General features: G+C 69.1%; 18 protein-coding genes and 1 tRNA gene. 9 read left to right on the top strand and 10 right to left on the bottom strand.

From position 1 onward, the window contains the following. Nucleotides 1-123: 123 nt before the first annotated feature. Complete coding sequence (locus tag SBI67_RS03975) at nucleotides 124-2478, bottom strand: DNA 3'-5' helicase SftH (protein ID WP_318979282.1); 2355 nt, start codon at nucleotides 2476-2478, stop codon at nucleotides 124-126. A gap of 318 nt (nucleotides 2479-2796) precedes the next feature. On the opposite strand from SBI67_RS03975, the gene SBI67_RS03970 reads away from it, so the two are divergent. The 3 genes from SBI67_RS03970 to topA all read left to right on the top strand — a co-directional run bounded on the left by SBI67_RS03970 (nucleotide 2797) and on the right by topA (nucleotide 6669). Next, a complete protein-coding gene (locus SBI67_RS03970) occupies nucleotides 2797-3000 on the top strand; it encodes a cold-shock protein (protein ID WP_006243848.1) in 204 nt (67 codons plus the stop codon). 149 nt (nucleotides 3001-3149) lie between these two features. Beyond that, on the top strand, nucleotides 3150-3728 hold the full coding sequence (locus SBI67_RS03965) for a hypothetical protein (RefSeq protein ID WP_318979281.1): 579 nt from the start codon (nucleotides 3150-3152) through the stop codon (nucleotides 3726-3728). Between the two features lie 118 nt (nucleotides 3729-3846). Then, entirely contained in the window at nucleotides 3847-6669 is a 2823-nt protein-coding gene (topA, locus tag SBI67_RS03960; protein ID WP_318979280.1) for a type I DNA topoisomerase, read from the top strand. Nucleotides 6670-6695: 26 nt separating this feature from the next. Here topA and SBI67_RS03955 read toward each other — a convergent pair whose 3' ends face one another. Next, the gene (locus SBI67_RS03955) at nucleotides 6696-8303 is read right to left on the bottom strand and encodes an adenylate/guanylate cyclase domain-containing protein (protein WP_318979279.1); all 1608 of its coding nucleotides are present in this window, start codon (nucleotides 8301-8303) and stop codon (nucleotides 6696-6698) included. Nucleotides 8304-8384: 81 nt separating this feature from the next. Here SBI67_RS03955 and SBI67_RS03950 point away from each other — a divergent pair, with 81 nt between their 5' ends. Next, a complete protein-coding gene (locus SBI67_RS03950; RefSeq protein WP_318979278.1) occupies nucleotides 8385-9596 on the top strand; it encodes a DNA polymerase III subunit delta' in 1212 nt (403 codons plus the stop codon). A gap of 69 nt (nucleotides 9597-9665) precedes the next feature. Next, nucleotides 9666-9741 (top strand) — tRNA-Thr (locus tag SBI67_RS03945). Nucleotides 9742-9973: 232 nt separating this feature from the next. On the opposite strand, the gene SBI67_RS03940 is transcribed toward SBI67_RS03945, so the two are convergent. Beyond that, nucleotides 9974-10837 (bottom strand): lysophospholipid acyltransferase family protein, encoded by an 864-nt coding sequence (locus SBI67_RS03940; protein ID WP_318979277.1) that lies wholly within the window; start codon nucleotides 10835-10837, stop codon nucleotides 9974-9976. A 48-nt stretch (nucleotides 10838-10885) separates the two neighbouring features. Between SBI67_RS03940 and SBI67_RS03935 the strand changes: the two genes are divergently transcribed. Continuing rightward, nucleotides 10886-11458, top strand: a complete 573-nt coding sequence (locus SBI67_RS03935; protein ID WP_318979276.1) for a TetR/AcrR family transcriptional regulator — start codon at nucleotides 10886-10888, stop codon at nucleotides 11456-11458. On the opposite strand, the gene SBI67_RS03930 is transcribed toward SBI67_RS03935, so the two are convergent. Further along, nucleotides 11455-11826 carry a hypothetical protein gene (locus SBI67_RS03930; RefSeq protein ID WP_318979275.1) on the bottom strand — a complete coding sequence of 124 codons (372 nt, stop codon included), beginning with the start codon at nucleotides 11824-11826 and terminating at the stop codon, nucleotides 11455-11457. The genes SBI67_RS03935 and SBI67_RS03930 overlap by 4 nt on opposite strands. Nucleotides 11827-11896: 70 nt before the next feature. Then, entirely contained in the window at nucleotides 11897-13732 is a 1836-nt protein-coding gene (locus SBI67_RS03925; RefSeq protein WP_318979274.1) for a hypothetical protein, read from the bottom strand. 47 nt (nucleotides 13733-13779) lie between these two features. Between SBI67_RS03925 and SBI67_RS03920 the strand changes: the two genes are divergently transcribed. Genes SBI67_RS03920 through SBI67_RS03910 form a run of 3 tightly spaced genes read left to right on the top strand, consistent with a single transcriptional unit; the run spans nucleotide 13780 to nucleotide 17132 of the window. Then, nucleotides 13780-14715 (top strand): NAD-dependent epimerase/dehydratase family protein, encoded by a 936-nt coding sequence (locus tag SBI67_RS03920; RefSeq protein WP_318979273.1) that lies wholly within the window; start codon nucleotides 13780-13782, stop codon nucleotides 14713-14715. 48 nt (nucleotides 14716-14763) lie between these two features. After that, the gene (locus SBI67_RS03915; RefSeq protein WP_318979272.1) at nucleotides 14764-16548 is read left to right on the top strand and encodes an N-acyl-D-amino-acid deacylase family protein; all 1785 of its coding nucleotides are present in this window, start codon (nucleotides 14764-14766) and stop codon (nucleotides 16546-16548) included. After that, complete coding sequence (locus SBI67_RS03910; RefSeq protein ID WP_318979271.1) at nucleotides 16548-17132, top strand: TetR/AcrR family transcriptional regulator; 585 nt, start codon at nucleotides 16548-16550, stop codon at nucleotides 17130-17132. The genes SBI67_RS03915 and SBI67_RS03910 overlap by 1 nt, the downstream gene beginning before the upstream one ends. On the opposite strand, the gene SBI67_RS03905 is transcribed toward SBI67_RS03910, so the two are convergent. Genes SBI67_RS03905 through SBI67_RS03885 form a run of 5 tightly spaced genes read right to left on the bottom strand, consistent with a single transcriptional unit; the run spans nucleotide 17126 to nucleotide 24668 of the window. Then, nucleotides 17126-17473, bottom strand: a complete 348-nt coding sequence (locus SBI67_RS03905; RefSeq protein WP_266048401.1) for a DUF2304 domain-containing protein — start codon at nucleotides 17471-17473, stop codon at nucleotides 17126-17128. The genes SBI67_RS03910 and SBI67_RS03905 overlap by 7 nt on opposite strands. Next, nucleotides 17470-18177, bottom strand: coding sequence for a polyprenyl-phospho-N-acetylgalactosaminyl synthase PpgS (locus SBI67_RS03900; protein ID WP_318979270.1), 708 nt, complete (start codon nucleotides 18175-18177; stop codon nucleotides 17470-17472). Before SBI67_RS03900 ends, SBI67_RS03905 begins: the two co-directional genes overlap by 4 nt. A gap of 14 nt (nucleotides 18178-18191) precedes the next feature. After that, entirely contained in the window at nucleotides 18192-19412 is a 1221-nt protein-coding gene (locus tag SBI67_RS03895) for a polysaccharide biosynthesis protein (protein ID WP_318979269.1), read from the bottom strand. A gap of 7 nt (nucleotides 19413-19419) precedes the next feature. Further along, a complete protein-coding gene (locus tag SBI67_RS03890) occupies nucleotides 19420-20775 on the bottom strand; it encodes a M1 family metallopeptidase (RefSeq protein WP_318979268.1) in 1356 nt (451 codons plus the stop codon). After that, nucleotides 20772-24668 (bottom strand): Pls/PosA family non-ribosomal peptide synthetase, encoded by a 3897-nt coding sequence (locus tag SBI67_RS03885; RefSeq protein WP_318979267.1) that lies wholly within the window; start codon nucleotides 24666-24668, stop codon nucleotides 20772-20774. The genes SBI67_RS03890 and SBI67_RS03885 overlap by 4 nt, the downstream gene beginning before the upstream one ends. Nucleotides 24669-24733: the final 65 nt, after the last annotated feature.

Here is a 24733-nt window from a genome sequence, read left to right as displayed (position 1 = left end):
GCACCCGGTTTGATCCGGGGTTGAAAACGGATCGCGTTGTCCGACCGTTTGTCGCAATGTCGCGGTGCTCGGCGTGCCGCAGCGGTACGTCGGGGCAGCGGGCGATTGCCGAGGGGTGAATCGTCACTGCTCGTGGCGCGCGAGTACGCCGAGCACCATGCGCAGCACCGCAATCGCCCCGGCCTTGTCCAGCGGGTCATTTCCGTTGCCGCACTTGGGCGATTGCACACATGACGGGCAGCCTGACGGGCATTCGCACGCTTCGATGGCGGCCGCGGTGGCACCCCACCAGGTGCTGAACCTACGGAATCCGCGGTCGGCGAAACCCGCCCCACCCGGGTAGCCGTCGTAGACAAAGATGGTCGGCAACCCGGTCAGGTCTCCCGGGCCCGGGCCCGCCGCCGTCGACACCCCGCCGATATCGCCCCGGTCGCAGCTGGCCACCAGCGGCAGCAGGCCGATCGCCGCGTGTTCGGCGGCGTGCAGCGATCCGGGCACCCGCAACATATCAATACCGTTGTCCGCCAACAGCTCCGGCGTCAGCGTGCACATCGCCGCCACGGTGTCCAGCGTCCGCGACGGCATGTCCAGCTCGATGAAGTCGATGACTTCACCATCCACCCGGCGTCGCAGATAGCCGGTCACCGTGTTGGTCACCGACACCGGAACCAGGCCGATGGTGATATCGCCGAACGTTTTTCGTTCCCCCGGTCCGGACACACTGATATCGGTGATCTCGCGGGCAGAGGTGGTGTAGCCGGGGTCCTCGGCGTGGACGAAGGCGATACCTTCCTCGAAATCCAGCGAATCCACCAGGTAGGTCTCACCCTGGTGCAGATACACCGCCCCGGGGTGGATCGAGGCCGGGGCCTGGCCGGTGCCGGTGGTGCCCAGCATGCGTCCGGTGCCGTCCTCCAGGATCGCGATCTGCCCGCCCGAGGAACCCCGGATGTCGACGGCGTGGTGCGGATCCACACCGGGCGTGGGGAAGTAGCCGCCCGGTCGGTGCCGCAGCAATCCGTCGTCGACCAGTTCACCGGCCACCGCCTCGGCCCCCCAGGTGCGCACCTCGGCGTCGGTCAGGGGCAGTTCGGTGGCAGCGCACAGCAGCTGCGGACCCAGCACATGCGGGTTGGCCGGGTCGATCACCACCCGCTCGATCGGCTTGTCCAGCAGGGCCGCCGGATGGTGCACCAGGTAGGTGTCCAGCGGATCGTCGCGGGCGATCAGCACGATCAGGGCGCTCTGCCCGCGCCGGCCCGACCGGCCGGCCTGCTGCCAGAACGAGGCGACGGTGCCCGGGAATCCGGCCAGCAGCACGGCGTCCAGCCCGGCGATGTCGACACCGAGTTCCAGCGCATTCGTCGTGGCCAGGCCGCGCAGGTCACCTTCGGCCAAGGCCCGTTCCAGTTCGCGGCGGTCCTCGGCGAGGTACCCGGCCCGATACGACGCCACCTGGTCGGCGATGTGCGGCGCGATCTCCTCCAGCCGGGCCCGCGCGCCAAGGGCGGTCAACTCGGCACCGCGCCGGGACCGCACGAACGTCAGCGTGCGGGCACCTTCGGCCATCAGGTCGGCCATCACCCGGGCCGCCTCGGCGCCGGCGGACCTCCGGACCGGGGCGCCGTTCTCCCCGGTGAGGTCGTCGAGCAGGGCCGGCTCCCACAACGCCACCGTGCGCCCGCCCTGCGGTGAGCCGTCGTCGGTCACCGCGACGACGGTCTGGCCGATCAACTCGGCGGCGGTCTCGGCGGGCGAAGCCGTTGTGGCACTGGCGAAGACGATGGTCGGGTTACCCGAATACCGCTCGCACAACCGCAACAGGCGGCGCAACACCATCGCCACGTTCGACCCGAAGATGCCCCGGTAGTAATGACACTCGTCGACCACGATGTATCTGAGATTGCGCAGGAACACCGCCCATCGGGCATGGTTGCGCAGCATCGACAGGTGGATCATGTCGGGATTGGAGAAGATCCACCGGGACCGTTCCCGCGCGAAACGCCGCATCTCGGTGGTGGCGTCGCCGTCGTAGGCGCTGGGCGCGACGTCGCGCAGGGCGCCGATCTCGCCGGTGAGGGCCTGGGCGGTGCGCAGCTGATCGTGGCCCAGCGCCTTGGTCGGGGACAGATACAGCGCCCTGGCCCGCGGATCGGCCGACATCGCGGTGAGGATCGGCAGCTGGTAGGCCAACGACTTGCCCGACGCCGTCCCCGTCGACAGCACCACGTGCCGGCCCGCGTGGGCCAGCTCGGCGGCGGCCAGCTGATGCGACCACAGGCCGGTGACGCCCCGATCGGCGTACGCCGCGACCACGTCGGCCGGTGCCCACTGCGGCCACGGGCGGGTCTGCGCCCGGCGCGGCGGCAGGTCGGTGACGTGGCGTAACGGATGCTCGTCGGCCGCCGTGCCGTCGAGCGCCCTGGCCAGCAGGTCATGCCCGAATTGCGACCCGGATTCGGCCGCCGAACCGCCCACCTGACTTCCTCTCTCACATGCCCGGAGGATCGCTGCAAATTTCGCCGGTGTTTCCCGGATTGTGTCCCCAGGTGAATTGTTAACTACTGACGCGTGCCGAGACTGTCGCAGACGGCTCGAACATGATTGACTTATCGCGGTCGCAGCTTCTGTGTTCGTGTACTAGCACTCGCAGGATCGTCGTTGCGATCGCGGTTCCTGCGAGGGTTGTAGGTCGGGGCTAGTTCCGACGACTCCACGAAGGATTGGCGGTCGGAACGGGCCCGGTACACCGGAAGTCGGTGAACCGCACCCGGTAAGAGAAGGAATGTACGGAAAATGCCACAGGGAACTGTGAAGTGGTTCAACGCGGAGAAGGGCTTCGGTTTCATCGCCCCCGAGGACGGCTCCGCTGACGTGTTTGTCCACTACACGGAGATCCAGGGGTCGGGCTTCCGGACCCTGGAGGAGAACCAGAAGGTTGAGTTCGAGGTCGGCCAGAGCCCCAAGGGTCCGCAGGCCACCGGCGTTCGCGCCGTCTGAGCCAGTCGATCTGAGGAAACACCCCCGGCCACGCCGGGGGCGTTTTCGTTTAGGGTGGCCAATCTCCCGTCACGCGTCGATCTCCCGTCGCTGCGCTCGCCACGCGTCAATTCCCCGTCGCTGCGCTCGCCCCGGATAGTGTCGTGCGGGTGAGCCAGCTGTCGTTCTTCTCGGCTGAGTCGATACCTCCCCAGGTAGCCGACCTGACGGGGATTCTGGCGGCGTCCGGCCAGGTGGTGATCTCCGGCCAGGAGGCACGGCTGTCGGTGGTTGTCGACCGGCTCTGGCGTGCCGAGGGGCTGGCCGAGATGATCACCGAGGCGGGCTTGACACCCGAGATCGCCAGGACCGACGAGAACACCCCGCTGGTCCGCACCGGGATGGACAACCGGCTGATCGGCATCGCCAGGGCGTGGACCCGGGGTGCGGTCAAGACGGTGCCCCCGGAGTGGTTGCCCGGTCCGCGCGAGCTGCGGGCCTGGACACTGGCCGACGGCACGCCGGAGGCCGACCGGTACCTGCTGGGCCTGGATCCGCACGCGCCGGATACCCACGCGGCCCTGGCGGCGGCGCTCATGCGGGTGGGAATTGCGCCCACCCTGATCGGCACCCGCGGCTCGCGCCCGGCACTGCGAATCAGTGGCCGTCGGCGACTGTTACGCCTGGTAGAGACGGTCGGGGAACCGCCGGGGGACACCGATGCGTTCGCCAAGTGGCCGCGGACATGAGCGCCTCCTGCGGGCGAGCCGGTTTGCGTTGATCAGCGCGGGGTGCGAAATTGTCAATTGCTGACGCGCTGGACAAGTGGCGGCACGCAGTACATATAGAAGTGGAGTGTAGGAGCAGGTGGCTGACGACGACCGGAGCCGGGGAGGCGCCGGTACCGTTCGGCGGCTCGTCATAGTCGAGTCGCCGACCAAGGCGCGCAAAATCGCCGGCTACCTGGGCTCCAACTATGTCGTGGAGTCTTCCCGGGGGCACATCCGCGACCTGCCGCGCAACGCCGCCGACGTCCCGGCCAAGTACAAATCGGAGCCGTGGGCCCGACTCGGGGTCAACGTCGACGACAACTTCGAGCCGCTCTACATCGTCAGCCCCGACAAGAAGGCCACCGTCGCCGAGCTGAAAGATCTGCTCAAGGGTGTCGACGAGCTCTATCTCGCCACCGACGGTGACCGCGAGGGTGAAGCCATCGCCTGGCATCTGCTGGAGACGCTGAAACCACGCGTCCCGGTCAAGCGGATGGTGTTCCACGAGATCACCGAACCGGCCATCCGCGCCGCCGCCGAGAACCCCCGCGACCTGGACATCGACCTGGTCGACGCTCAGGAGACCCGCCGCATCCTGGACCGCCTCTACGGCTACGAGGTGTCCCCGGTGCTGTGGAAGAAGGTGGCGCCCAAGCTGTCGGCGGGCCGGGTGCAGTCGGTGGCGACCCGGATCATCGTGCAGCGCGAGCGTGAGCGCATGGCGTTCCGCAGCGCCGGCTACTGGGATGTCACCGCCGAGCTGGATGCCAGCGTGTCGGATCCGCAGGCGTCGCCGCCGCGGTTCACCGCCAAGCTGAACACCGTCGACGGCCGGCGCGTGGCCGCCGGCCGGGATTTCGACTCGCTCGGCGCGGTCCGCAAGCCCGACGAGGTGCTGGTGCTCGACGAGGCGGCCGCGGGTGCGCTCGCCGCCGGGTTGCGCGGCGCGCAGCTCACCGTGTCCTCGGTGGAGCAAAAGCCGTACACCCGTAAGCCGTATGCGCCGTTCATGACCTCGACGTTGCAGCAGGAGGCCGGCCGCAAGCTGCGGTTCTCCTCGGAGCGCACCATGAGCATCGCGCAGCGGCTGTACGAGAACGGCTACATCACCTACATGCGTACCGACTCGACCACCCTGTCGGAGTCGGCGATCAACGCGGCGCGCAACCAGGCCCGTCAGCTGTACGGCGAGGAGTACGTGCACCCCTCGCCGCGGCAGTACACGCGCAAGGTCAAGAACGCCCAGGAGGCGCACGAGGCCATCCGTCCGGCGGGTGACGTCTTCCAGACCCCCGGCCAGCTGCACAGCGCACTGGACACCGACGAGTTCCGGCTCTACGAGCTGATCTGGCAGCGCACCGTCGCCTCGCAGATGGCCGATGCCCGCGGTACGACGCTGTCGTTGCGGATCTCGGGTCAGGCTCGCAGTGGCGAGCAGGTGGTGTTCAACGCCAGCGGCCGGACCATCACCTTTGCCGGCTTCCTCAAGGCCTACGTCGAGAGCCTCGACGAGCAGGCCGGTGGCGAGGCCGACGATGCCGAGAGCCGGCTGCCCAACCTGACCCAGGGGCAGCGCGTGGACGCCGCCGAGCTGACCGCCGACGGGCACACCACCTCACCGCCGGCCCGCTACACCGAGGCTTCGCTGATCAAGGCGCTGGAAGACCTCGGCATCGGCCGGCCGTCGACGTACTCGTCGATCATCAAGACCATTCAGGACCGCGGCTACGTGCACAAGAAGGGCAGCGCCCTGGTGCCGTCCTGGGTGGCGTTCGCCGTGATCGGCTTGCTGGAACAGCATTTCGGTCGACTGGTGGACTACGACTTCACCGCGGCCATGGAGGACGAACTCGACGAGATCGCCTCGGGAAACGAGCGGCGCACCAACTGGCTGTCCAATTTCTATTTCGGCGGCGAGCACGGGGTGGACGGGTCGATTGCCCGCGCCGGTGGCCTCAAACAACTGGTGGGCGGCAACCTGGAGGGCATCGATGCCCGAGAGGTCAACTCCATCAAGCTCTTCGACGACGACCAAGGTCGTGCCATCAACGTCCGGGTCGGCCGCAACGGGCCGTATCTGGAGCGGATGGTCGAAGACCCCGAGAACCCCGGTGAGCTCAAGCCGCAGCGCGCCAACCTCAAGGACGAGCTGACCCCGGACGAGCTGACCCTGGAGCTCGCCGAAAAGCTCTTCGCCACACCGCAAGAGGGCCGCTCGCTGGGAGTCGATCCGGAGACGGGACACGAAATCCTGGCCAAGGACGGTCGTTTCGGGCCGTATGTCACCGAGGTGCTGCCCGAGCCCCCCGAGGATCCGGATGCGGGCGTGGGTGCCAAGAAGGGCAAGAAGCCGACCGGCCCCAAGCCGCGGACCGGTTCGCTGCTGCGTTCGATGGACTTGGAGACCGTCACCCTGGAGGACGCGCTCAAGCTGCTGTCGCTGCCGCGGGTCGTGGGTGTCGACCCGGCCAACGGTGAGGAGATCACCGCGCAGAACGGCCGCTACGGCCCATACCTCAAGCGCGGCACCGACTCTCGTTCGCTGGCCACCGAAGAACAGATGTTCACCATCACCCTGGACGAGGCGCTGAAGATCTACGCCGAGCCCAAGCGGCGCGGCCGTCAGGGCGCGGCCACCCCGCCGCTGCGTGAGTTGGGGGTGGACCCGGTTTCGGAGAAGCCGATGGTGATCAAGGACGGCCGGTTCGGCCCGTACGTCACCGACGGTGAGACCAATGCCAGCCTGCGCAAGGGTGATGACGTGCTGTCGATCACCGACGCGCGCGCCTCGGAACTGCTGGCGGACCGCCGGGCACGCGGCCCGGTGAAGAAAGCGGCCAAGAAGACGCCTGCGAAGAAGGCCGTCAAGAAGACCGCCGCCAAGAAGGCGCCGGCGAAGAAGGCCGTCAAGAAGGCCTGAGCGCCAGTCGCTTTCGCGCGAACAACTCAGCTCTGCGAGTCCGACGGAGTGTCTGCGACCAGGTCGCGGCGTTCCGGCATGGCCAGCTTGACCGGTCGCGCCAGCTGAGTGGGGGCCACCCGGCCGCGCAGCGAGACGATCTCGCCGACATCCCAGCACAGGGCCTCGGCGTCCAGCGCGCCGCTCACCGCGATCGCCGACGCCAGCACGTGACCGGCCTCCAGCTTGGCCAGTTCGGTCAGGCGCGCAGCCTCGTTGACCGGGTCGCCGATCACGGTGTACTCGAACCGGGCCTGCGCGCCGATATGCCCGGCGATGGCGCGGCCGGCGGACACCCCGATACCGAATTCGGTCTGGCCCAGCACCGTCACCAGTTCGTCGTGCAGTTCACGGGAGGCGGCCAGCGCGGCACCGGAGGCGTCCGGGTGCTCAATCGGCGCGCCGAAGATGGCCAGCGCCGCGTCACCCTGGAACTTGTTGACGAACCCGCCGTGCTTGTTGACGGTGTCGACGATGACCCGGAAGAACTCGTTGAGCAGGTTCACCACTTCCGACGCGGGCACCGTCGAGGCCAGCTGGGTCGAGCCCACCAGGTCGACGAACAACACCGCGACGTCACGCTCCTGGCCGCCGAGTTCGGTGCCGCGCTCCAGCGCACGGCGGGCCACGTCCTCGCCGACGTAGCGGCCGAACAGGTCGCGCAGCCGCTGCCGCTCGGCCAGGTCGCGGACCATGTCGTTGAACCCGGCCTGCAGCAGGCCCAGCTCGCTGGCGTCGTAGATCTGCATGTGCGCGTTGTAGTTTCCGCGCTGCACCTCGCCGAGGGCCCAGCGCAGCTGGCGCAGCGGGTCGGCGATGGACATGGCGACCAACACCGTGCCGGACAGTCCGATCACCAGGGCGGCGATGGCCAACAGCAGCAGCGGGGTGTTCAACCGATCCGCCGGTGCGGTGAGGATGGCGAACTTGCTGGCCACCAGCGCCAGCACGATGGCCAGCAGCGGCACCCCGGTGGACAGCACCCAGGTCAGCACCTGGCGCAGGATGACGCCGGGGGCGCGGAAGTTCTCCGGCACGCCGCCGCGCAGCGCGGCCACGGCGACCGGGCGCAGCACCCGTTCGGACTGCAAGTAGCCGATGATCGCGGTGGCGGTGGCACCCAGGGCCGTGGCGACCGCGACGACGGGCGCGGACTTACTGGCCACCGGCCAGCTGGCGATGATGAACACGATCGACCCGAGCAGCCAGTTGGAGACGCTGATCAGGGTTCGGTAGAAGGGCATCTTCAGCGCGCGCACCCGCGCCAGGCCGGTGATCGTGGGGTCGCCGTCGGCCAGCAGGGTGTCCCGACGTTGCCAGCGGATGACGGGCAGCAGCAACCGCAGGCTCAGATAGGCGCCGACGGTGAACGCGACGAACAGGTAACCGAGGAAGACCGCGAGGTTGACCGCCGGGAGGTCCTGCAGCTGGATACGGTCCTCGGCCGGTAGTCCGAACCGCAGGAAACCCAGCACGAACAGCGCGCCGATGATGTCGGACTGCACCATGCCGAGCGTGAACACCGGCCACGGCGTACGCGCCACCCAGCGGACGAATGCGCCGATTCGCCCGATCGGGTTGGTTGCCGTGCTCACCCGTTTACCGTATCGGTCGGGTGTGACCTCGTGCGTCGCAGTTCTTATGTCGTGTCTGTCGGCACCACTAGTCTTGCTGCGGTGGGAAGCGGTGTATTCGAGCGGCTGGTGGGCCAACATGCCGTGGCGGCCGAGTTGGTGGCCGCGGCTCGGGCGGCCCGTGGTGATTCGTCTCACAGTGCGCTCACAGCCGGCGGGATGACGCATGCGTGGCTGATCACCGGTCCGCCCGGGTCCGGCCGGTCGATCGCCGCGGTGTGCTTCGCGGCGGCGCTGCAGTGCCAGTCCGAAGGCGATCCGGGCTGTGGTGAGTGCCGGGCCTGCACCACGACGCTGGCCGGCACGCACGCCGACGTGCGGCGCATCATCCCGGAGGGGCTGTCCATCGGCGTCTCGGAGATGCGCGAGATCGTGCAGATCGCGTCGCGCCGACCGGGCACCGGCCGTTGGCAGATCGTGGTGGTCGAGGATGCCGACCGGCTCACCGAAGGTGCGGCCAACGCGTTGCTCAAGGTGGTCGAGGAACCGCCCCCGTCGACGGTGTTCCTGCTGTGCGCGCCCTCGGTGGACCCGGAGGACATCGCGGTGACGTTGCGCTCCCGCTGCCGCCATGTCGCATTGGTGACGCCGCGGGCCGAGGCCATCGCCCAGGTGCTCACCGACAGCGACGGGTTGGCCGAGGATGTCGCCGCCTGGGCGGCCTCGATCAGCGGTGGGCACGTGGGCCGGGCCCGCCGGCTGGCGACCGACCCGGAGGCCCGGCAGCGCCGGGAGCGGGCACTGGGGCTGGCCCGCGACGCCGCCACGCCGGCCCGCGCCTACGCCGCCGCCGAGGATCTGGTGGCCACCGCGGAGGCCGAGGCCAAGGCGCTGACGGCCGGGCGTAATGAGACCGAAGCCGAGGAACTGCGGACCGCCCTGGGTGCGGGCGGCACCGGCAAGGGCGCCGCCGGGGCGATCCGTGGCGCCGCCGGCGCGATCAAAGACCTTGAGAAACGGCAGAAGTCGCGGCAGACCCGGGCATCCCGGGATGCGCTGGACCGGGCGTTGATGGATCTGGCGACCTACTTCCGCGACGCCCTGGTGGTGTCCGCCGGTGCGGGCGGGGTGGTGGCCAACCATCCGGATATGCAGGACAAGGTCGCCGCCCTGGCCGCGCATGCCCGCCCCGACAAACTGCTGCGGTGCATCGAGGCGGTGCTGGAGTGCCGCGAGGCGCTGGAGACCAACGTGAAACCCAAGTTCGCCGTCGACGCCATGGTGGCGACGGTGGGGCAGGCGTTGAAGGGCTGATGCGGGGCGGCCTTTTGGGTGGTGGGCGGGGACTGCCGTAGACTCACCTGCGCCTGCGTGTCGGGCATCGCCGCCTTAGCTCAGTCGGTAGAGCATCTCACTCGTAATGAGAAGGTCGGGGGTTCGATTCCCCCAGGCGGCTCCATCTCGCCCTCGGGATATCCCGGCGGCGCATCCAGCCCACACTCCGCCAGATTGCGGTTGTTGCGGCGAAGTTCGAGTGGAAGCCGCACCAACCGCAATCTCGCGTGCGGCCCGCAGACCGTCCGCGTGGACCCCTCGTCCCAAGCGGATGCCGCGAGCCACCGCAGCGGCGTGCCTGCACGACGCTAAGGGACTCGAGCCCGCGGGTACTGAGTAGTCGACTACTCGATCGCTCAGGCCGGCCGCGCGGCCCGGGTCCACGCCAACGGGTTCAGCTCCCGGTAGGGATCCTCGACGCGCACGGCCTGCAGCTCCTGCAGGGTGCGTTCCAGCGTCTTCTTGGTCTCGTCGCGCACCGTCGCCACCCACGTCTGCTCGTCGATGCCTGCCGGCTTCGTGGTGTCGATGGGGGTGGCGAAGCGCAGGTACATCCGCTGCGGGTGGGGGATCAGGGTGGGGCCGACGCCCCGCAGCAGCGGCATGGCCATCTCCGGCTTGCCGCCCAGCTTCTCGGCCAGCCCCTGGCTGAACCGGCCCCACCGGCCGTCGCGCCGGGTCAGGCTGGTGTAGACGTCGTCGCCGCCGAGCAGGGCCACCGGCACGATCGGGTAGTCGTGCTCCACCGACAACCGGGCGAACCCGGCGCGGCCTTCCCAGCGCAGGGTGTTCTGCTCACCCTTGAACTTCGCGATCTCGCGGCCACCGCCGGGAAAGACCAGGATGGGTTGATCGTGGCGCATCAGCTGCCGCGCGGATTCCGGTGAGCCGACGGTGGCACCGAACGCGGCCATCAGCTCACCCGCCGGGAACGGCATCTTGCCGAAGCCACGGTCGGTCAGCGGACGGACCAGAACACCGAGTTCTCGACGGACCGCGAACGGGATCAGGAAGCCCTCGACGCCGCTCTGAGAATGGTTGCCCACCAACAGGAATCGGCCGTCGCGGGGTAGCTTGTCCTGCCCGTCGACGTACGGCCGGTACAGGTCGACCAGCGGGGCCGCCGCATCGACGACGGATTCGGCGGCGCGGCGCAGGGCGCGGATATGGGCGGGCGGGTCGAGGAGGGCATCCACATTGGTCATGATGTGCGCGGACATGGTCACCACGCTACCGAACGAACTAGTTCGTATGGCTATGATCCAGCTGTGAGGTCCACGACCGAATTGCGCGACGAGATCCTGACGGCGGCCCGCGCCGAATTCGCCCAGTACGGGCTGGCAGGCTCCCGCATCGACCGCATCGCCAAAGCCGCCAAGGCCAGCAAGGAACGCCTGTATGCCCATTTCGGCGACAAGGAGACGTTGTTCCGGGAGGTGGCACTGGCCGACGCCGCCGAGTTCTTCCGATCCGTCACGATGGCGCCCGAGGATGTCGCCGAGTACGCCGCGGGCGTCTACGACCTGGCCTCCCGGCACCCCGAGCATCTGCGCATGCTCACCTGGGCCCGGTTGGAGGGCTTCGCGCTGCCCGGACCGGACAGCGACGGCCATCCCATCCCGGCGACGGTGCTCGCCGCCATCGCGGCCGCCCAGGCCGACGGCCGGGTGGACCCGTCCTGGAAACCCGACGACCTCATCGTGCTGTTGTTCGGCGTCGGGCTGGCCTGGGCGCATCTGCCCGACGCCGTCACCGGCGCCGCCGACGAAACGACCATCGCGCACCGGCGGACCCTCGTCATCGAGGCCGCCCGACGGATCATCACCGCCCCGGGCGCTTAACCGGCCTCGGCTCGCAACGCCTCCCTGCGCACCGCCAGGCGCTGGAACAGATCGTCGAGGTCGATGTCGTTGGCCTGACGCGGCCGGCGCCGGTAATGCCGGGAATCGTCGTAACTGGCTGGGCAGCCGAACCTGTGCAGGCTCAGACATTGTGCCGGCCAGCGTGATTCGAGGACGTTGTCCAGATCGACTACCTGACGGGTACGGCGCGCGATGGCGAACCGGTTGCCCGGCGCGCTGTCGTCGATCGGCTGCATCTTCGCGTCGAACAGCTGCCAGCCCCCGTGCACCGTCTGCAGCCAGACCGTCTCGGTATCGCAGTGCGGGCACGGCGCGACGACCGACGGTCGGGAATCTGGCCAACTCATGGGCAAAAGCGTAGGCAATGCCACCGACAAGTCCCGGTGTCACACGCCGGGGATCACCGGGGCGCCCACGTCACTTCGGTGCCACGAACCCGACCGGACCCGAGGCGATACACACCGACAGCGCCGCGGTGTTGGCCCGCACCCGGATGGCCGCTCCCGCGCCGGACAACCGCACGAACACCCGGTTGAGGCCGGGCCGCACCGGCACCTTTGCCGGCACTCCCTCGGGCAGTGTCATCGTCAGCGAGCCGTCGTTGTTGGCCAGGTAGTTGATCTCGGCGGTCCAGTCGGCGGGCAGGAGCGGCCCATCGAGCGGCATGGTGACCTCGGTATCGGGCTGCACCAGGTAACCGCAATGCGGTGCCGGCCCCTCGACGATGGTCCGCACCCAGGTGACTTGGGCGTCCAACAGCCGTCCAGCGCTGTCGAACATCCGCAGTTCCGTTGTGGCGGAGGCGAACTCCGGGCGAGGTCGGGTGAGCGCGAACATATGGCTGGCCAGGTTCTCCGGCGCGGCCACCCGCTGCAGGATCAGCGGGTCCACCTCCTGGTCCAGCAGGGGAGTGTCGACCGCGGCCAAGCCGGCTCGGGCGTTGGCCAGGTACGCGGGCACCGGGCTGTCCCGCCACACCCGTAGGAATGTCACCGTCGAGTACAGGCTGCTCGCCACGAACGCCACCGCCACCGCGACCACCGCCACCGAACGCGATACCGAGGCGTCCAGACGCGCAGACGGCCGGTTCGGCGCACAGAACGCGACGGCGGTCAGCAGTGCGAGCACCACCACCAGGTCCGGCAGATAGCGCAACGTCTGGGCCAACTCCAGCGCCGTGAACCGGGAGGACCGCATCAGATAGATGGGCACCTGACAGGCCACGGCATAACCGAGCGCGGCCGCCCACACCCAACCGATCCGGCGTTTGCGCGCCAACGACACCGCCACCACCGCCGCCAGCACCACCCAGCCCAGCACCATGGCGCCGACCGGCGGTGTGGCCCACGGCGACGCCGGCGCCCAGCGCTGCCACTCCCACGGGCCGCCGGCCAGGCTGGGCACGATGGCGTGAGTCACCGAGCGGCGCAACAGGTCCCACGTCATCGCCGGATCGAGCGTCCAGCGCTTCTGGTCGACGACGAGCAGGTACACCCCGATCCACGCCACGGTGATCGCGAGCAGCGCCACCCACAAGTCCCGGCCGCGCACCCACACCGCCCGCACCGAGTCGCCACGGACGTGCGCGAGAAGTGCGGCCACCGTGAACGCGACGAACGGGATCACCGCCGACTTCTCGAAGAACAGCAACGCGCCGACATACGCCAGCACCGCCGACCAGAGGTGCCGTCGCTCACCGCTGCGCACCAGCAGGATCGCCGACCCGCACACCCAGGCCAGCGCGGCCTGCAGTGGCAGCGAATTCAGCCCGGCCGCCCACCACGCGAACGCCGGCACCGTCAGCGGGGTGAACAGCGCGAAAGTCAAGGGCACCAACAACACCGGACGCCATCCGAGGATCACCTGCAGCGCCCGCAACAACGCCAGCGATGCCAGCAGCTGCAACACCAACAGGCTGAGGGCCGGCCACACCCACGAGAACGGGGCCAACCGAGTGATGATTCCGGCCACCAGGAACGCCCCCGGCATGACGTGCCCGTCGTGATCGTCGAACAGATAACCCGGAGACAGCAGGCCCTGGGTGCCGGCCCGGCCGATCAGGATCAGGTCATCCCAGTAGAAGTACCCGCCGAAGGCCACCACGGCGCGGATCACCAGCTGCGCCACGATCAGCGCGATGGCGGCGCGGACCCATTTCCCGTCGCTTCGCTCGCCCAGGAGCCATTTCCCGTCGCTTCGCTCGCCCAGGAGCCATTTCCCGTCGCTTCGCTCGCCCAGGCCGATCCATTTCATCGTCGCCGACTGTACGGACGCACATCTGCGCTCGTTAGAGTGAGCCCGTGCGCACACTCGTCACCGGGGCAGCCGGATTCATCGGATCAACCCTCGTCGATCGTTTGCTCGCCGACGGGCACACCGTGGTGGGCATCGACGATCTCAGCACCGGCCGACGACCCAACCTGACCTCGGCTGAAGCTCATCCGAACGGCACCTTCATCGAGGCCGATATCGTCGACGCCGACCTCGGCGCCATCGTTGCCGACGCCAAGCCGGAGGTGATCTTCCACTTGGCCGCGCAGATCTCGGTGCGCCACTCGGTGGACAACCCGCAATTCGATGCGACGGTCAACGTGGTGGGCACCATCCGGCTGGCCGAGGCCGCCCGCACCCACGGTGTCCGCAAGATCGTGCACACCAGCTCCGGCGGTTCCGTCTACGGCACCCCGCCGGTGTACCCCACCGGCGAGGACGTGCCCACCGACCCGGCGTCGCCGTACGCGGCGAGCAAGGTGGCAGGCGAGGTGTACCTCAATACCTTCCGCAACCTCTACGGGCTGGACTGCTCCCATATCGCGCCCGGCAATGTCTATGGCCCGCGCCAGGATCCGCATGGTGAGGCCGGTGTAGTGGCGATCTTCGCCAAGGCGCTGCTGGCCGGACAGTCCACCAAGATTTTCGGCGACGGCACCGACAGCCGCGACTACGTCTACGTCGACGACGTGGTGGATGCGTTCGTCAAGGCGGCCGGGGAAGCCGGCAGCGGGCAGCGGTTCAACATCGGCACCGGCGTCAGCACCAGCGTCCGTGACCTGCACACGGCGATCGCCAAGGCGGCCGGGGCCCCCGACGATCCGGAATTCCTGCCGCCGCGCCTGGGGGATCTGCGCAAGTCGCAGCTGGATATCAGCCGCGCCGCGCAGGTGCTGGGTTGGCGCCCGCAGGTCGGCATCGACGAGGGCATCGAGCGGACAGTCGACTATTTCCGCGACAACTGATTTCGTCAAAAGATTGTGAGCGCTCGCTATCTAACCTAGGCTCGCGTGATGTCCTACGACGTGATCATCCGCGACGGCCTCTGGTTCGACGGAACGGGACGCGTCCCGCTGGTCCGCACCCTCGGAATCCGCGACGGTGTCGTCGCCGACGTGTCGTCCGGCCCGCTCGACGAGACCGGCTGCCCCGAGGTGATCGACGCGGCGGGCAAATGGATCGTCCCGGGGTTCATCGACGTGCACACCCACTACGACGCCGAGGTGCTGCTCGATCCCGGCCTCCGCGAGTCCGTGCGCCACGGTGTCACCACCGTGCTGCTGGGCATGTGCTCGCTGTCGACGGTGTACGCCGACAGCGAGGACGCCGCCGACCTGTTCAGTCGGGTCGAGGCCGTCCCGCGCCAATACGTGCTGGGCGCCCTGCAGGGCCACAAGACCTGGTCCACCCCGGCCGAGTATGTGGCCGCCATCGACGCGCTGCCACTCGGCCCAAATGTCGCGTCGCTGCTGGGGCATTCGGACCTGCGGGCCTCCGTGCTCGGTCTGGACCGCGCCACCACGCGCGATGTCGTGCCCACCGACGCCGAACTGGAGACCATGGCCGCCCGGCTGGACGCGGCGCTGGACGCCGGGATGCTGGGGTTGTCCGGGATGGACGCGGCCATCGACAAGCTCGACGGTGACCGGTTCCGGTCCCGTGCGCTGCCGTCCACCTTCGCCACCTGGCGGGAACGTCGACGGCTGATCAAGGTGCTGCGCAAACGCGGGCGCATCCTGCAGAGCGCGCCGAACGTCGCGAAAATACAAGAGGCGCTGAACTTCTTCCTCGAAAGCAGCACCCAATTCGGGCGGCGTCGCGGCGTGAAGATGAGCCTGCTGGTCTCTGCCGACGCCAAGTCGTCACCCGGCGCGGTGCACGTGCTGGGACGAGGCACCCGGCTGTTGAACCGGCTGCTGGCCGCGAAGGTCCGCTTCCAGCACCTGCCGGTCCCGTTCGAACTGTATTCCGACGGTATCGATCTGCCGGTGTTCGAAGAGTTCGGCGCCGGCACCGCGGCCCTGCATCTGCGCGATCAACTCGAACGCAACAAGCTGCTCGCCGATCCGGAGTACCGCAGGCGCTTTCACCGCTCCTTCGACCGGCGCAAGCTCGGACCGGCGTTGTGGCACCGCGATTTCCACGACGCCACCATCGTCGAATGCCCCGACGCCACACTGGTCGGCAAGAGTTTCGGACAGATCGCCGATGAGCGGGGCCTGCACCCGCTGGACGCTTTCCTCGACGTTCTCGTGGAGAACGGCGAACGCAACGTGCGGTGGACCACCATCGTGGCCAACCACCGGCCCAAGCAACTGGACCGACTGGCCAAGGAACCGTCGGTGCACATGGGGTTCTCGGATGCCGGTGCGCACCTTCGCAACATGGCCTTCTACAACTACGCGCTGCGGCTGCTCAAGCGCGTGCGCGACGCCGACCGGGCCGGCCGGCCGTTCCTGACCACCGAGCACGCCGTGCACCGGCTCACCGCCGAGGTGGCCGACTGGTTCGGGCTCGATGCGGGCACCCTGCGCCGCGGTGATCGGGCCGACTTCGTGGTCATCGACCCGGCCGCTCTTGATGACTCGCTGAACGAGTACCACGAGGAGACGGTGCCGTTCTACGGCGGGCTGAGCCGCATGGTCAACCGCAATGACGCCGCCGTGGTCGCCACCGGGGTGAACGGGCAGGTGGTGTTCCGCGCCGGTGAGTTCCGCGACGGCTACGGAACGACCGCCAAGTCCGGCCGGTACCTGCGGGCGGGCACCGGGACCGTGCAGTACCCCGCCACGGTCTGATGGCCCGCACCCAGCAGCAGCGCCGCGAACAGACGGTCGCCCGACTGCTCGACGCCAGCATCGAGACGATCATCGAAATCGGTTACGCCAGAGCGTCGGCCGCGGTCATCTGCAAGCGGGCCGGGCTGTCCGTGGGGGCGCTGTTCCGGCATTACCCGACCATCGGGGACTTCATGGCCGCCACCGCCTACGAGGCGCTGCGCCGTCAACTGGAACTGTTCAGCAAGCGGGTCGCCGAGATCCCGACCACGGAACCGCCGCTGCCCGCCGTGCTGACCGTGCTGCGCGACATCACCGGCAACGACACCAACGCCGTGCTGTACGAGCTGATGATCGCGGCCCGCACCGACGGCAAGCTGCGGGCAACGCTGGCCGACGTCCTCACCGAGTACAGCGCCAAGATCGTCGAGGCGGCCGGCTCGGCACCGTCGGCCGAACTGTTCCCTGCCGAAGGTCGCGCCGTCGTCACCGCACTGCTGACCAACACCTTCGACGGCGCCGCCATGCTGCGCCCGGTGCTGCCCGACCCGGAGTTGGAGGCCCGCAAGATCGCCCTGCTGACCAAGCTGCTCAGCGGTCAGTGAGCGGGTTCGTCCGGGGGACGGGCCGATTCCAGGGCCACGGCCCGCGCCAGCCGCGCATACCGCAGTTCCAGGTCCTTGAACCGCATATAGGTGCTGATGGTGGTGAACAGGAACGCGATGATCAGGGCGTACTCCAGCAGGTCGGCGCCGCGTTTCACGCCCAGCCAGTTGGCCACCACGGTGGTGTCGTCGGGTCGCACGATCGCGTAGACGGCCGCGACGACGAACAGCAGATAGCCCAGCTTCACCCATGCCTTGGCCTGGGCGCTGCGCCGGGACCGCAACAGGTACACCAGCAGCGTGATGACCGAGGCGATCAGCAGCACCTGGATCCAGTTCATCGCGGCATCCTTCCGCGCAGCAGACCGTCGAACAAGATGTTGACCCCGTTGAGCAGCGGCTGGCCCTTGGACTTGGAATAGTCGGTGTAGAGGATCTCTACCGGTTCTTCGGCCACCCGCCAATGGTTTTCGACCGCCAGCGCGATGAACTCGCCGGCGTGCGACATCCCGTTCATGGTGATGTTGAGTTCGTCGGCCACCTTCTTGTTGAACACGCGCAGGCCGTTGTGTGCGTCGGTCAAGCCCAGGCTGCGGCTGTGCGGGCTGACGGCGGCCGCGACGCGCAGGATGATCCGTTTGAGCGGCGGGGTGTGGGTGACCGTACCGCCGAACCGGGTGCCGATCACCAGATCGACCTCGTCGGTCCGGCCGGGCGCCAACCGGTCGATCATCCGGATCACGTCCTTGACCCGGTGTTGACCGTCGGCGTCGAACGTGACGAACACCGCCGCACCCGGCCTCGCCCTGGCGTACTCCACGCCGGTCTGGATGGCCGCCCCCTGGCCGAGGTTGACCGGATGACGTACCAGGTGCGCGCCGGCGGCATGCGCGGCCTCGGCAGTACCGTCGCGGCTACCGTCGTCGACACACACGACGTTGGGAAAGGCGGTGCGCAGATCGGCGACGACATCGGCGATGACGCTCGCTTCGTTGAAGGCGGGGACGATGATCCAAACGTCCTGGTACGGGGTATCGATGCGCATCAGACTACCGCGCGTCATCCCCGCGCCAGCGCGGTCAGGTGCACGGCGATTCCGACCACCGGGCCGCACAACAGCGCGATGATGGTCCGGGTCTCCAACCCGACCGGCAGCAGCAACAGCAGGGTGGCCGCCACCGTGGCACTCACCCACCCGACCGCATACGCCCGCTGCCGGGCGGCGGCCACGGTGGCCGCGCCGGTCAGCGTCAACAACGCAATGGCCACCGCCCCTGCGGTCAGCCAGGCCAGCAGCGGCCCACCGGCCACATAGTCGGATCCGAACGCGGTACGCAGCAGCCACGGCCCGGCCAGTCCGGCGGCGACCACGCCGAGCAGCCCGATCACGGCCACCACCAGCACCGGGGTGGTCAGGGCGCGGATCCGCTCGTGCGGTTTGTCGACGAAGTAGGCGATCAGGTTGCCCTGCAGCGCGGTCAGCGGAACCAGCAGCGGTGCCCTGGTCAGGGTGACGGCCAGGATCACCACCCCGCCGGTGGCGCCCAGATGCGTGGTGGTGGCCTTGAGTAGCACCGGAAACCCCATGATCAGAATCGCGCTGGCACCGGCGGCCGCGATCGAGTGGGTGGCGCCGGCCAGGAAGGTGCGCACCCCGCCCGGGGTCGCGAGCCTCGCCGCGGCCCGGCTGGCCGGTGAGGCCGACAGCAGGATCAGCCACGCCACCGAGCCGGCGACCGTCGCCCACAGATAGCCGGTCAGCCCCCACCCGGCCAGGAAACTCGCCGCCGCGACCAGCACCCGGATCCCGGCGTCGGTCACCATCAGGGCGCCGTACTGGCTCCAGCGATCCACCCCCGCGAGCATGCCCAGCAGCGTGGCGTGCAGACAGAAGCCGGCCAGCCCGACGCTCAGCAGCGCCACCGACAGCAACCTGGACTGCGCGAACACCTGCGCCGACCACAACGGTGCGCTCAGCGCGGTGACGATGGCGGCGGCCACCCCCACTCCGGCCGCCACCCGCATCGGGTGGGTGCGCGGACCGGTGTCCGCCGCGGTGTACCGGGCGGCCCGAACCTCTCGGGTGGACTCCTGCAGCAGGCCGAAGGCGGCGCCGGTCACCAGACCGAACGCCCCCCAGAACACCCCGAACAGGGAGAACCCGGCCGGTTCCAGACTGCGGGCCGCCAGGTAGAGCACGGCGTAGCCGCACACGGCGGACAGCACCGTGGCCACCCCCACCCTGGCGACGCTGTTCCGCGTGACCGGCCCCTCCGTCATCCGGCCGTCACAGCTCCGGCACGGCCGTCGAATACAGCCAGGCATCCCACAGTGGGCGCAGCGACACGGTGGCGTGGTTGGCGGCCAGCCCGGTGAAGTCGTCGGTGACCGCGGTGCTGTGCCGGTATCGGGTGGTCCAATCCCTGAGCAGCGCAAAGAAACTCGCATCGCCGATGGTCAACCGCAGGGCGTGCAGGGTCAGCGCGCCCCGTTTGTACACGCGGTCGTCGAACATATCGGCCGGCCCCGGATCGGTCAGCAGCAGATTCTGCGGGGAATGCTGCAGGCGCTTGTGATACGAGCGGGCCCGCTCGTCGGCGCTGGGACCACCGGACTGCTCGGACCACAACCACTCGGCATAACAGGCGAACCCCTCGTGCAGCCAGATATCGCGCCAGCGCCGGGCCGTCACCGAATTGCCGAACCACTGGTGGGCCATCTCGTGGGCGATCAGCCGCTCGCAGCTGCGCCTGCCATCGCAATGGTTGGCGCCGAAGATCGAAAGACCTTGCGCCTCGAGGGGAATTTCCAGATCGTCATCGGTCACCACGACGGTGTAGCCGTCGGCCAGCGGGTAAGGGCCGAACAGCTTGATGAACAGCTTCATCATCTCCGGTTGCCGGCTGAAATCGTGATCGAAGTTGCGGCGCAACCGATCCGGCAGCACCGCGTACATCGACACCGGACTCTTCTGCAGCCGCAGCCGTTCGTACATCCCGATCTGCAGGGTGACCAGATAGGTGGAGGTGGGCTCGGCGAGCTCGTAGGTCCAGATGTTCAGGCTGGCTCGGCTCTGCCGGGACACCAGCTCGCCGTTGGCAATCGCGTAATAGGGATTGTCGGTGGCGATCCTGATGCGGAAGCTGGCCTTGGCGGCGGGATGGTCGTCACACGGGAACCAGGACGCCGCGCCGTTGGGCTGGCCGGCCACGAGTGCGCCGTTGGTGAGTTCCTCGAAACCCACCTCACCCCAGACACTTCGGATGGGGCGCGGGTTCCCGCCGTAGCGGACGGTGATGGTCATCGCCGCGCCGGCGGGCAGTTTGGCGGGCAGCGTGATGTGCAACTTGCCGTTCGAACATCGGAACTGGTCGGGCCGGCGCCCGTTGACGGCGACCTTTGTCACGCTCAGTGGGTCGGCCAGGTCGAGGGTGAAGGTGCGCAGCTCGGCCAGTGTCACCGCGGTGATGGTGGCCGACCCGCTGAGCCGGTTGCTGGACACCTTGTACTCCAGGTCCAGTTCATAGCGTGACACCCGGTACCCGAAATTGCCGTTGGCCGGCAGGTACGGATCGATGACAGGTGGGCTGGAAGCGGCCGCTCCCGCGGGCTTCTTCGCGGCCTTCCTGGCGTTCGACCTCATCCGTTCTTCTTCTTACGCGAGGGATCCCACACCGCGATCGGGTTGCCCTGCCAGCGGGTGGACGCCGGCACCTCGTCACCGCGCATCACCAGCGATGCCGGGCCGACGGTGGCGCCGGCGCCGATCCGGCTGGCCGGCAGCGCCACGCAATGCGGCCCCAGGGTGGCGCCCGCATCCAGGATCACGGTGTCCATCCGCATGATCCTGTCGTGGAACAGGTGCGTCTGCACGACGCAGCCGCGGTTGACGGTGCTGCCGGTGTCCAGCCGCACCAGGTCGGCCTCCGGCAGCCAGTACGTCTCGCACCACACGCCGCGGCCGATCTTCGCGCCGAGCCCGCGCAACCAGATGTTCATCACCGGTGTGCCGGTGGCCGCCCGCGCGAACCACGGCGCCGCGACCGTCTCGACGAAGGTGTCCGACACCTCGTTGCGCCACACGAACGACGACCACAGTGGATGCTCGACGGCCCGGATGCGGCCGATCACCAGCCATTTGGCGACCACCGCGATGGCGCCGGCGACCGCTCCGGCGATCAGCAGGACCAGCCCGCCGGCCACCGCGGCGACACCGAACCCGTAGGCGCCGGCCAGTGCCTGCAGGGCGCCGAGCACCGCCACCCCGATCGCGAACGACACGATGACCGGGATGATGCGGCAGGTCTCGACCACCGAACGCATGATCTTCAGCTGCGCCGACGGATGGAAGGTGCGCATCGCGTCCGCGTCGGTGGGGTTGCGGCGCAACCTGATCGGTGGGCTGCCCAGCCACGACGAGCCGGCCTTGGCCTTGTGCGGCGCGGCGGACAACACGGCGACCAGACCGTCGTCGGGCACCCGGCGCCCCGGCTGGGTGATACCGGAGTTGCCCAGGAAAGCCCGTTTCCCGATGGTGGCCCGCGCGACGTGGATCCAGCCGCCGCCGAGTTCGTAGGAGGCGACCATGGTGTCGTCGGCCAGGAACGCGCCGTCCTCGACGACGGTGAACTTCGGGGTCAGCAGGGCCGTGGAGATCTCGGTGCCCTTGCCGACCTTGGCGCCCAGCAGTCGCAACCACCACGGCGTGAGCAGGCTGGCGTAGATGGGGAACAGATAGTTGCGCGCGGCATCCATCAGGCGTTCGGTGGCCCACAGCTGCCAGCCCACCCGGCTGCGCACCGGGTGGTAGCCCTCGGTCAGGCCGATCGAGAGCATGCGCACCCCGATGACGGTCAGCGCGGCGTACGCGGCCATCGCCGCCACCGCGGCCACGGGGGTCCAGATCAGCGCAGGCACGATCGCGGCGGTGGGTGTGGTGGTGTCGCGGACCGCCCAGGCCAGCACGGCCAGCCCCGCCCCGATACCCGCCAAGGGCAAGGCCCCCAACAACATCGACGTCACCGCATAGATGCCCATCCACACCGGGGAACGCGGCGGCCTCTCGTCGGGCCAGGGGTGGCGGGCCTTACCGGATTTCGCCGCGGGCGAACCCTTCCAGTACTGCCCGTTCTTCACCTTGCCGACGACACCGGAGCCGGGCGCCACGTCGGCGTTCTTGCCGACGCTGGCCCCGGGGAACAGCGTGGTGCGCGCGCCGATGGTGGCGTCGTTGCCGACGCTGATCGGACCGACGTGGAACAGGTCACCGTCGATCCAGTGCCCGGTGAGGTCGACCTCGGGTTCGATCGACGCGCGATGCCCAATGGTGAGCATGCCGGTAACCGGCGGCGCCGAATGCAGGTCGACGCCCGAGCCCACTGAATTACCAAGGGCCCGTGCGTAATACACCAGCCAAGGGGCGCCTGCCTGATTCTCCGCGCCGCTGGCGTCGGCGAGCCGTTCGGCGAACCACACCCGCAGGTGCTCCGATCCGCCGCGCCGGTAGGTGCCCGGCTGCAGATTCGACAGCAGGGTGCGCGCGCCGAGCACCGCGATGCCCATCCGGCCGATCGGGGTGATGAAGACGACGAATCCGGCCAGCACGATCCACCAGTTCAGGTGTGTCGCCCAGGGCACCAGGTGCGTCGCGGCGGCGATGTTGTTGAGCACGGCCAGCCACACCACCCACTGCAGTCCGCCAAGGGTGGCCAGCGGAACCGACAGCACCACCTGGGCGAGCTGGCTGAGCAGCGGGGTGGGGGCCACCGTGCGGGTCTGCACCTGGGGCGGGGGAGCCAACTCGTCGAGATAGCCGGCCAGCGAACCCAACCGGGGATGGTCATAGAGGTCGGCGACGGTGACCTGCGGATAACGGGACCGCACGGCGGTCACCAACTGGGCGGCCGACAGCGATCCACCGCCGAGGGCGAAAAAGTCGGCTTCCGGCCCGTCGACGATGGCACCCAACACATCGCGCCACAGGCCGGCCAGCCAGCCGGTGGTCCCGGTGCCCAGATCGGGTTCGTCCGCCGCGGCGGATCCCGGTGGCGGCCAGGGCAGCGCATTGCGGTCGACCTTGCCCGAGGTTCGGGTGGGCAGTTCGTCGAGCAGCACCAGCCTGGGTACCAGCGCCGCGGGCAGCGCGGCGGCCAGCGCGGTGCGCGCGGCGGCCAGATCGAACGCCGGGTCGGCGCTGGCGATGTAGCCCACCAACAGCGGGGTGCCGCTGGCGGTCTTGCGCACCGCCGCCGCACCGCCGCTGACCCCGGGCAGGTGAACCAGGGCGGCATCCACCTCGCCGAGTTCGATCCGGCGGCCGCCGACCTTCACCTGATCGTCGGCGCGGCCCTGGAAGTACAGGCCGTCGGGCTCCAACCGCACCAGGTCGCCGCTGCGGTAGGCGCGATCCCAGCCGAGGGTCGGCATCGGCGCGTACTTCTCGGCATCCTTGTCCGGATCCAGGTAGCGGGCCAGGCCCACCCCGCCGATGACGAGTTCCCCGACGTCGCCGTAACCGACCGGGGCGCCGTCCTTGTTGACCACCACCAGGTCCCAGCCGGGCAGCGGCAGCCCGATACTGACCGGGCCCCTCCCGTCCAAGCGGGCCGCGCAAGCCACCACGGTGGCCTCGGTGGGGCCGTAGGTGTTCCACACCTCGCGCCCGACAGCATCCGGACCGGTCGCCAACCGCTCGGCCAGTTCCGGCGGGCAGGCCTCACCGCCGAAGATCAGCAGCCGCACCGCCTCCAGGGCCTCGGCCGGCCACAGCGCGGCCAGCGTCGGGACCGTCGAGACGACGGTGATATCGCGGGACACCAGCCACGGGCCCAGGTCCATGCCGCTGCGCACCAGCGATCGCGGCGCCGGCACCAGGCAGGCGCCGTGGCGCCAGGCCAGCCACATCTCCTCACACGATGCGTCGAACGCCACCGACAACCCGGCCAGCACCCGGTCCCCGGGGCCCAGCGGATTGGCCTGCAGGAACATCCGCGCTTCGGCGTCGACGAAGGCCGCCGCGTTGCGATGTGTCACGGCCACCCCCTTGGGCGTGCCGGTCGATCCGGAGGTGAAGATGATCCAGGCGTCATCCCTGGTCAGCGGCGCCGCGGCACGCCAGCCGCGCGATGAGCCCGATCCGCGCACCAGGCCTTTCTCGGTGATCACCGCGACCACATCGGCCTCGCCGAACACCAGCGCGGCGCGCTCGTCGGGATCGTCGGCGTCCACCGGGACGTAGGCGGCCCCGCAGGCCAGGGTGGCCAGGATGGCGGTGTAGAGCGCGTAGCTGCCCGAGGGCATCCGGATGCCGATCCGGTCGCCGCGGCCGATACCGCGGGCAGCCAGCCAGGCCACGCTCTCCTCGATATCGCCGATCAGCTCGGAGTAGGTGAGCTGGATCTCGCCGTCGTCGATGGCGGGCGCGTCGGGGTGGCGGCGTGCGGTGTCGTACAGGATGTCGATCAGCGTGCGGGGCTCCGGTGCCGACGACGACAAGAGGTACTGAGGGGGAATCACCGGGACCGGTTCCGCTGTCACCCGTACAAACTACTAAGCGTCGGTGACGGGCCGGTGACGGCGCACCTGCCGGAGGCATTCCCATT

Source organism: Mycolicibacterium chengduense (assembly GCF_033741155.1).
Lineage (GTDB): Bacteria > Actinomycetota > Actinomycetes > Mycobacteriales > Mycobacteriaceae > Mycobacterium.
Note: the sequence above shows the minus strand (reverse complement) of the source record. Positions and strands in the feature narration are given on the sequence as shown.

What these genes read in the sequence shown, in the direction of transcription:
- SBI67_RS03925 (WP_318979274.1), bottom strand. Translation starts at nt 13,732, where the DNA reads ATGAAATGGATCGGCCTGGGCGAGCGAAGCGACGGGAAATGGCTCCTG.
- SBI67_RS03970 (WP_006243848.1), top strand. Translation starts at nt 2,797, where the DNA reads ATGCCACAGGGAACTGTGAAGTGGTTCAACGCGGAGAAGGGCTTCGGT.
- SBI67_RS03890 (WP_318979268.1), bottom strand. Translation starts at nt 20,775, where the DNA reads ATGAGGTCGAACGCCAGGAAGGCCGCGAAGAAGCCCGCGGGAGCGGCC.
- SBI67_RS03895 (WP_318979269.1), bottom strand. Translation starts at nt 19,412, where the DNA reads ATGACGGAGGGGCCGGTCACGCGGAACAGCGTCGCCAGGGTGGGGGTG.
- SBI67_RS03940 (WP_318979277.1), bottom strand. Translation starts at nt 10,837, where the DNA reads ATGTCCGCGCACATCATGACCAATGTGGATGCCCTCCTCGACCCGCCC.
- SBI67_RS03900 (WP_318979270.1), bottom strand. Translation starts at nt 18,177, where the DNA reads ATGCGCATCGATACCCCGTACCAGGACGTTTGGATCATCGTCCCCGCC.
- SBI67_RS03915 (WP_318979272.1), top strand. Translation starts at nt 14,764, where the DNA reads ATGTCCTACGACGTGATCATCCGCGACGGCCTCTGGTTCGACGGAACG.
- SBI67_RS03930 (WP_318979275.1), bottom strand. Translation starts at nt 11,826, where the DNA reads ATGAGTTGGCCAGATTCCCGACCGTCGGTCGTCGCGCCGTGCCCGCAC.
- SBI67_RS03905 (WP_266048401.1), bottom strand. Translation starts at nt 17,473, where the DNA reads ATGAACTGGATCCAGGTGCTGCTGATCGCCTCGGTCATCACGCTGCTG.
- SBI67_RS03910 (WP_318979271.1), top strand. Translation starts at nt 16,548, where the DNA reads ATGGCCCGCACCCAGCAGCAGCGCCGCGAACAGACGGTCGCCCGACTG.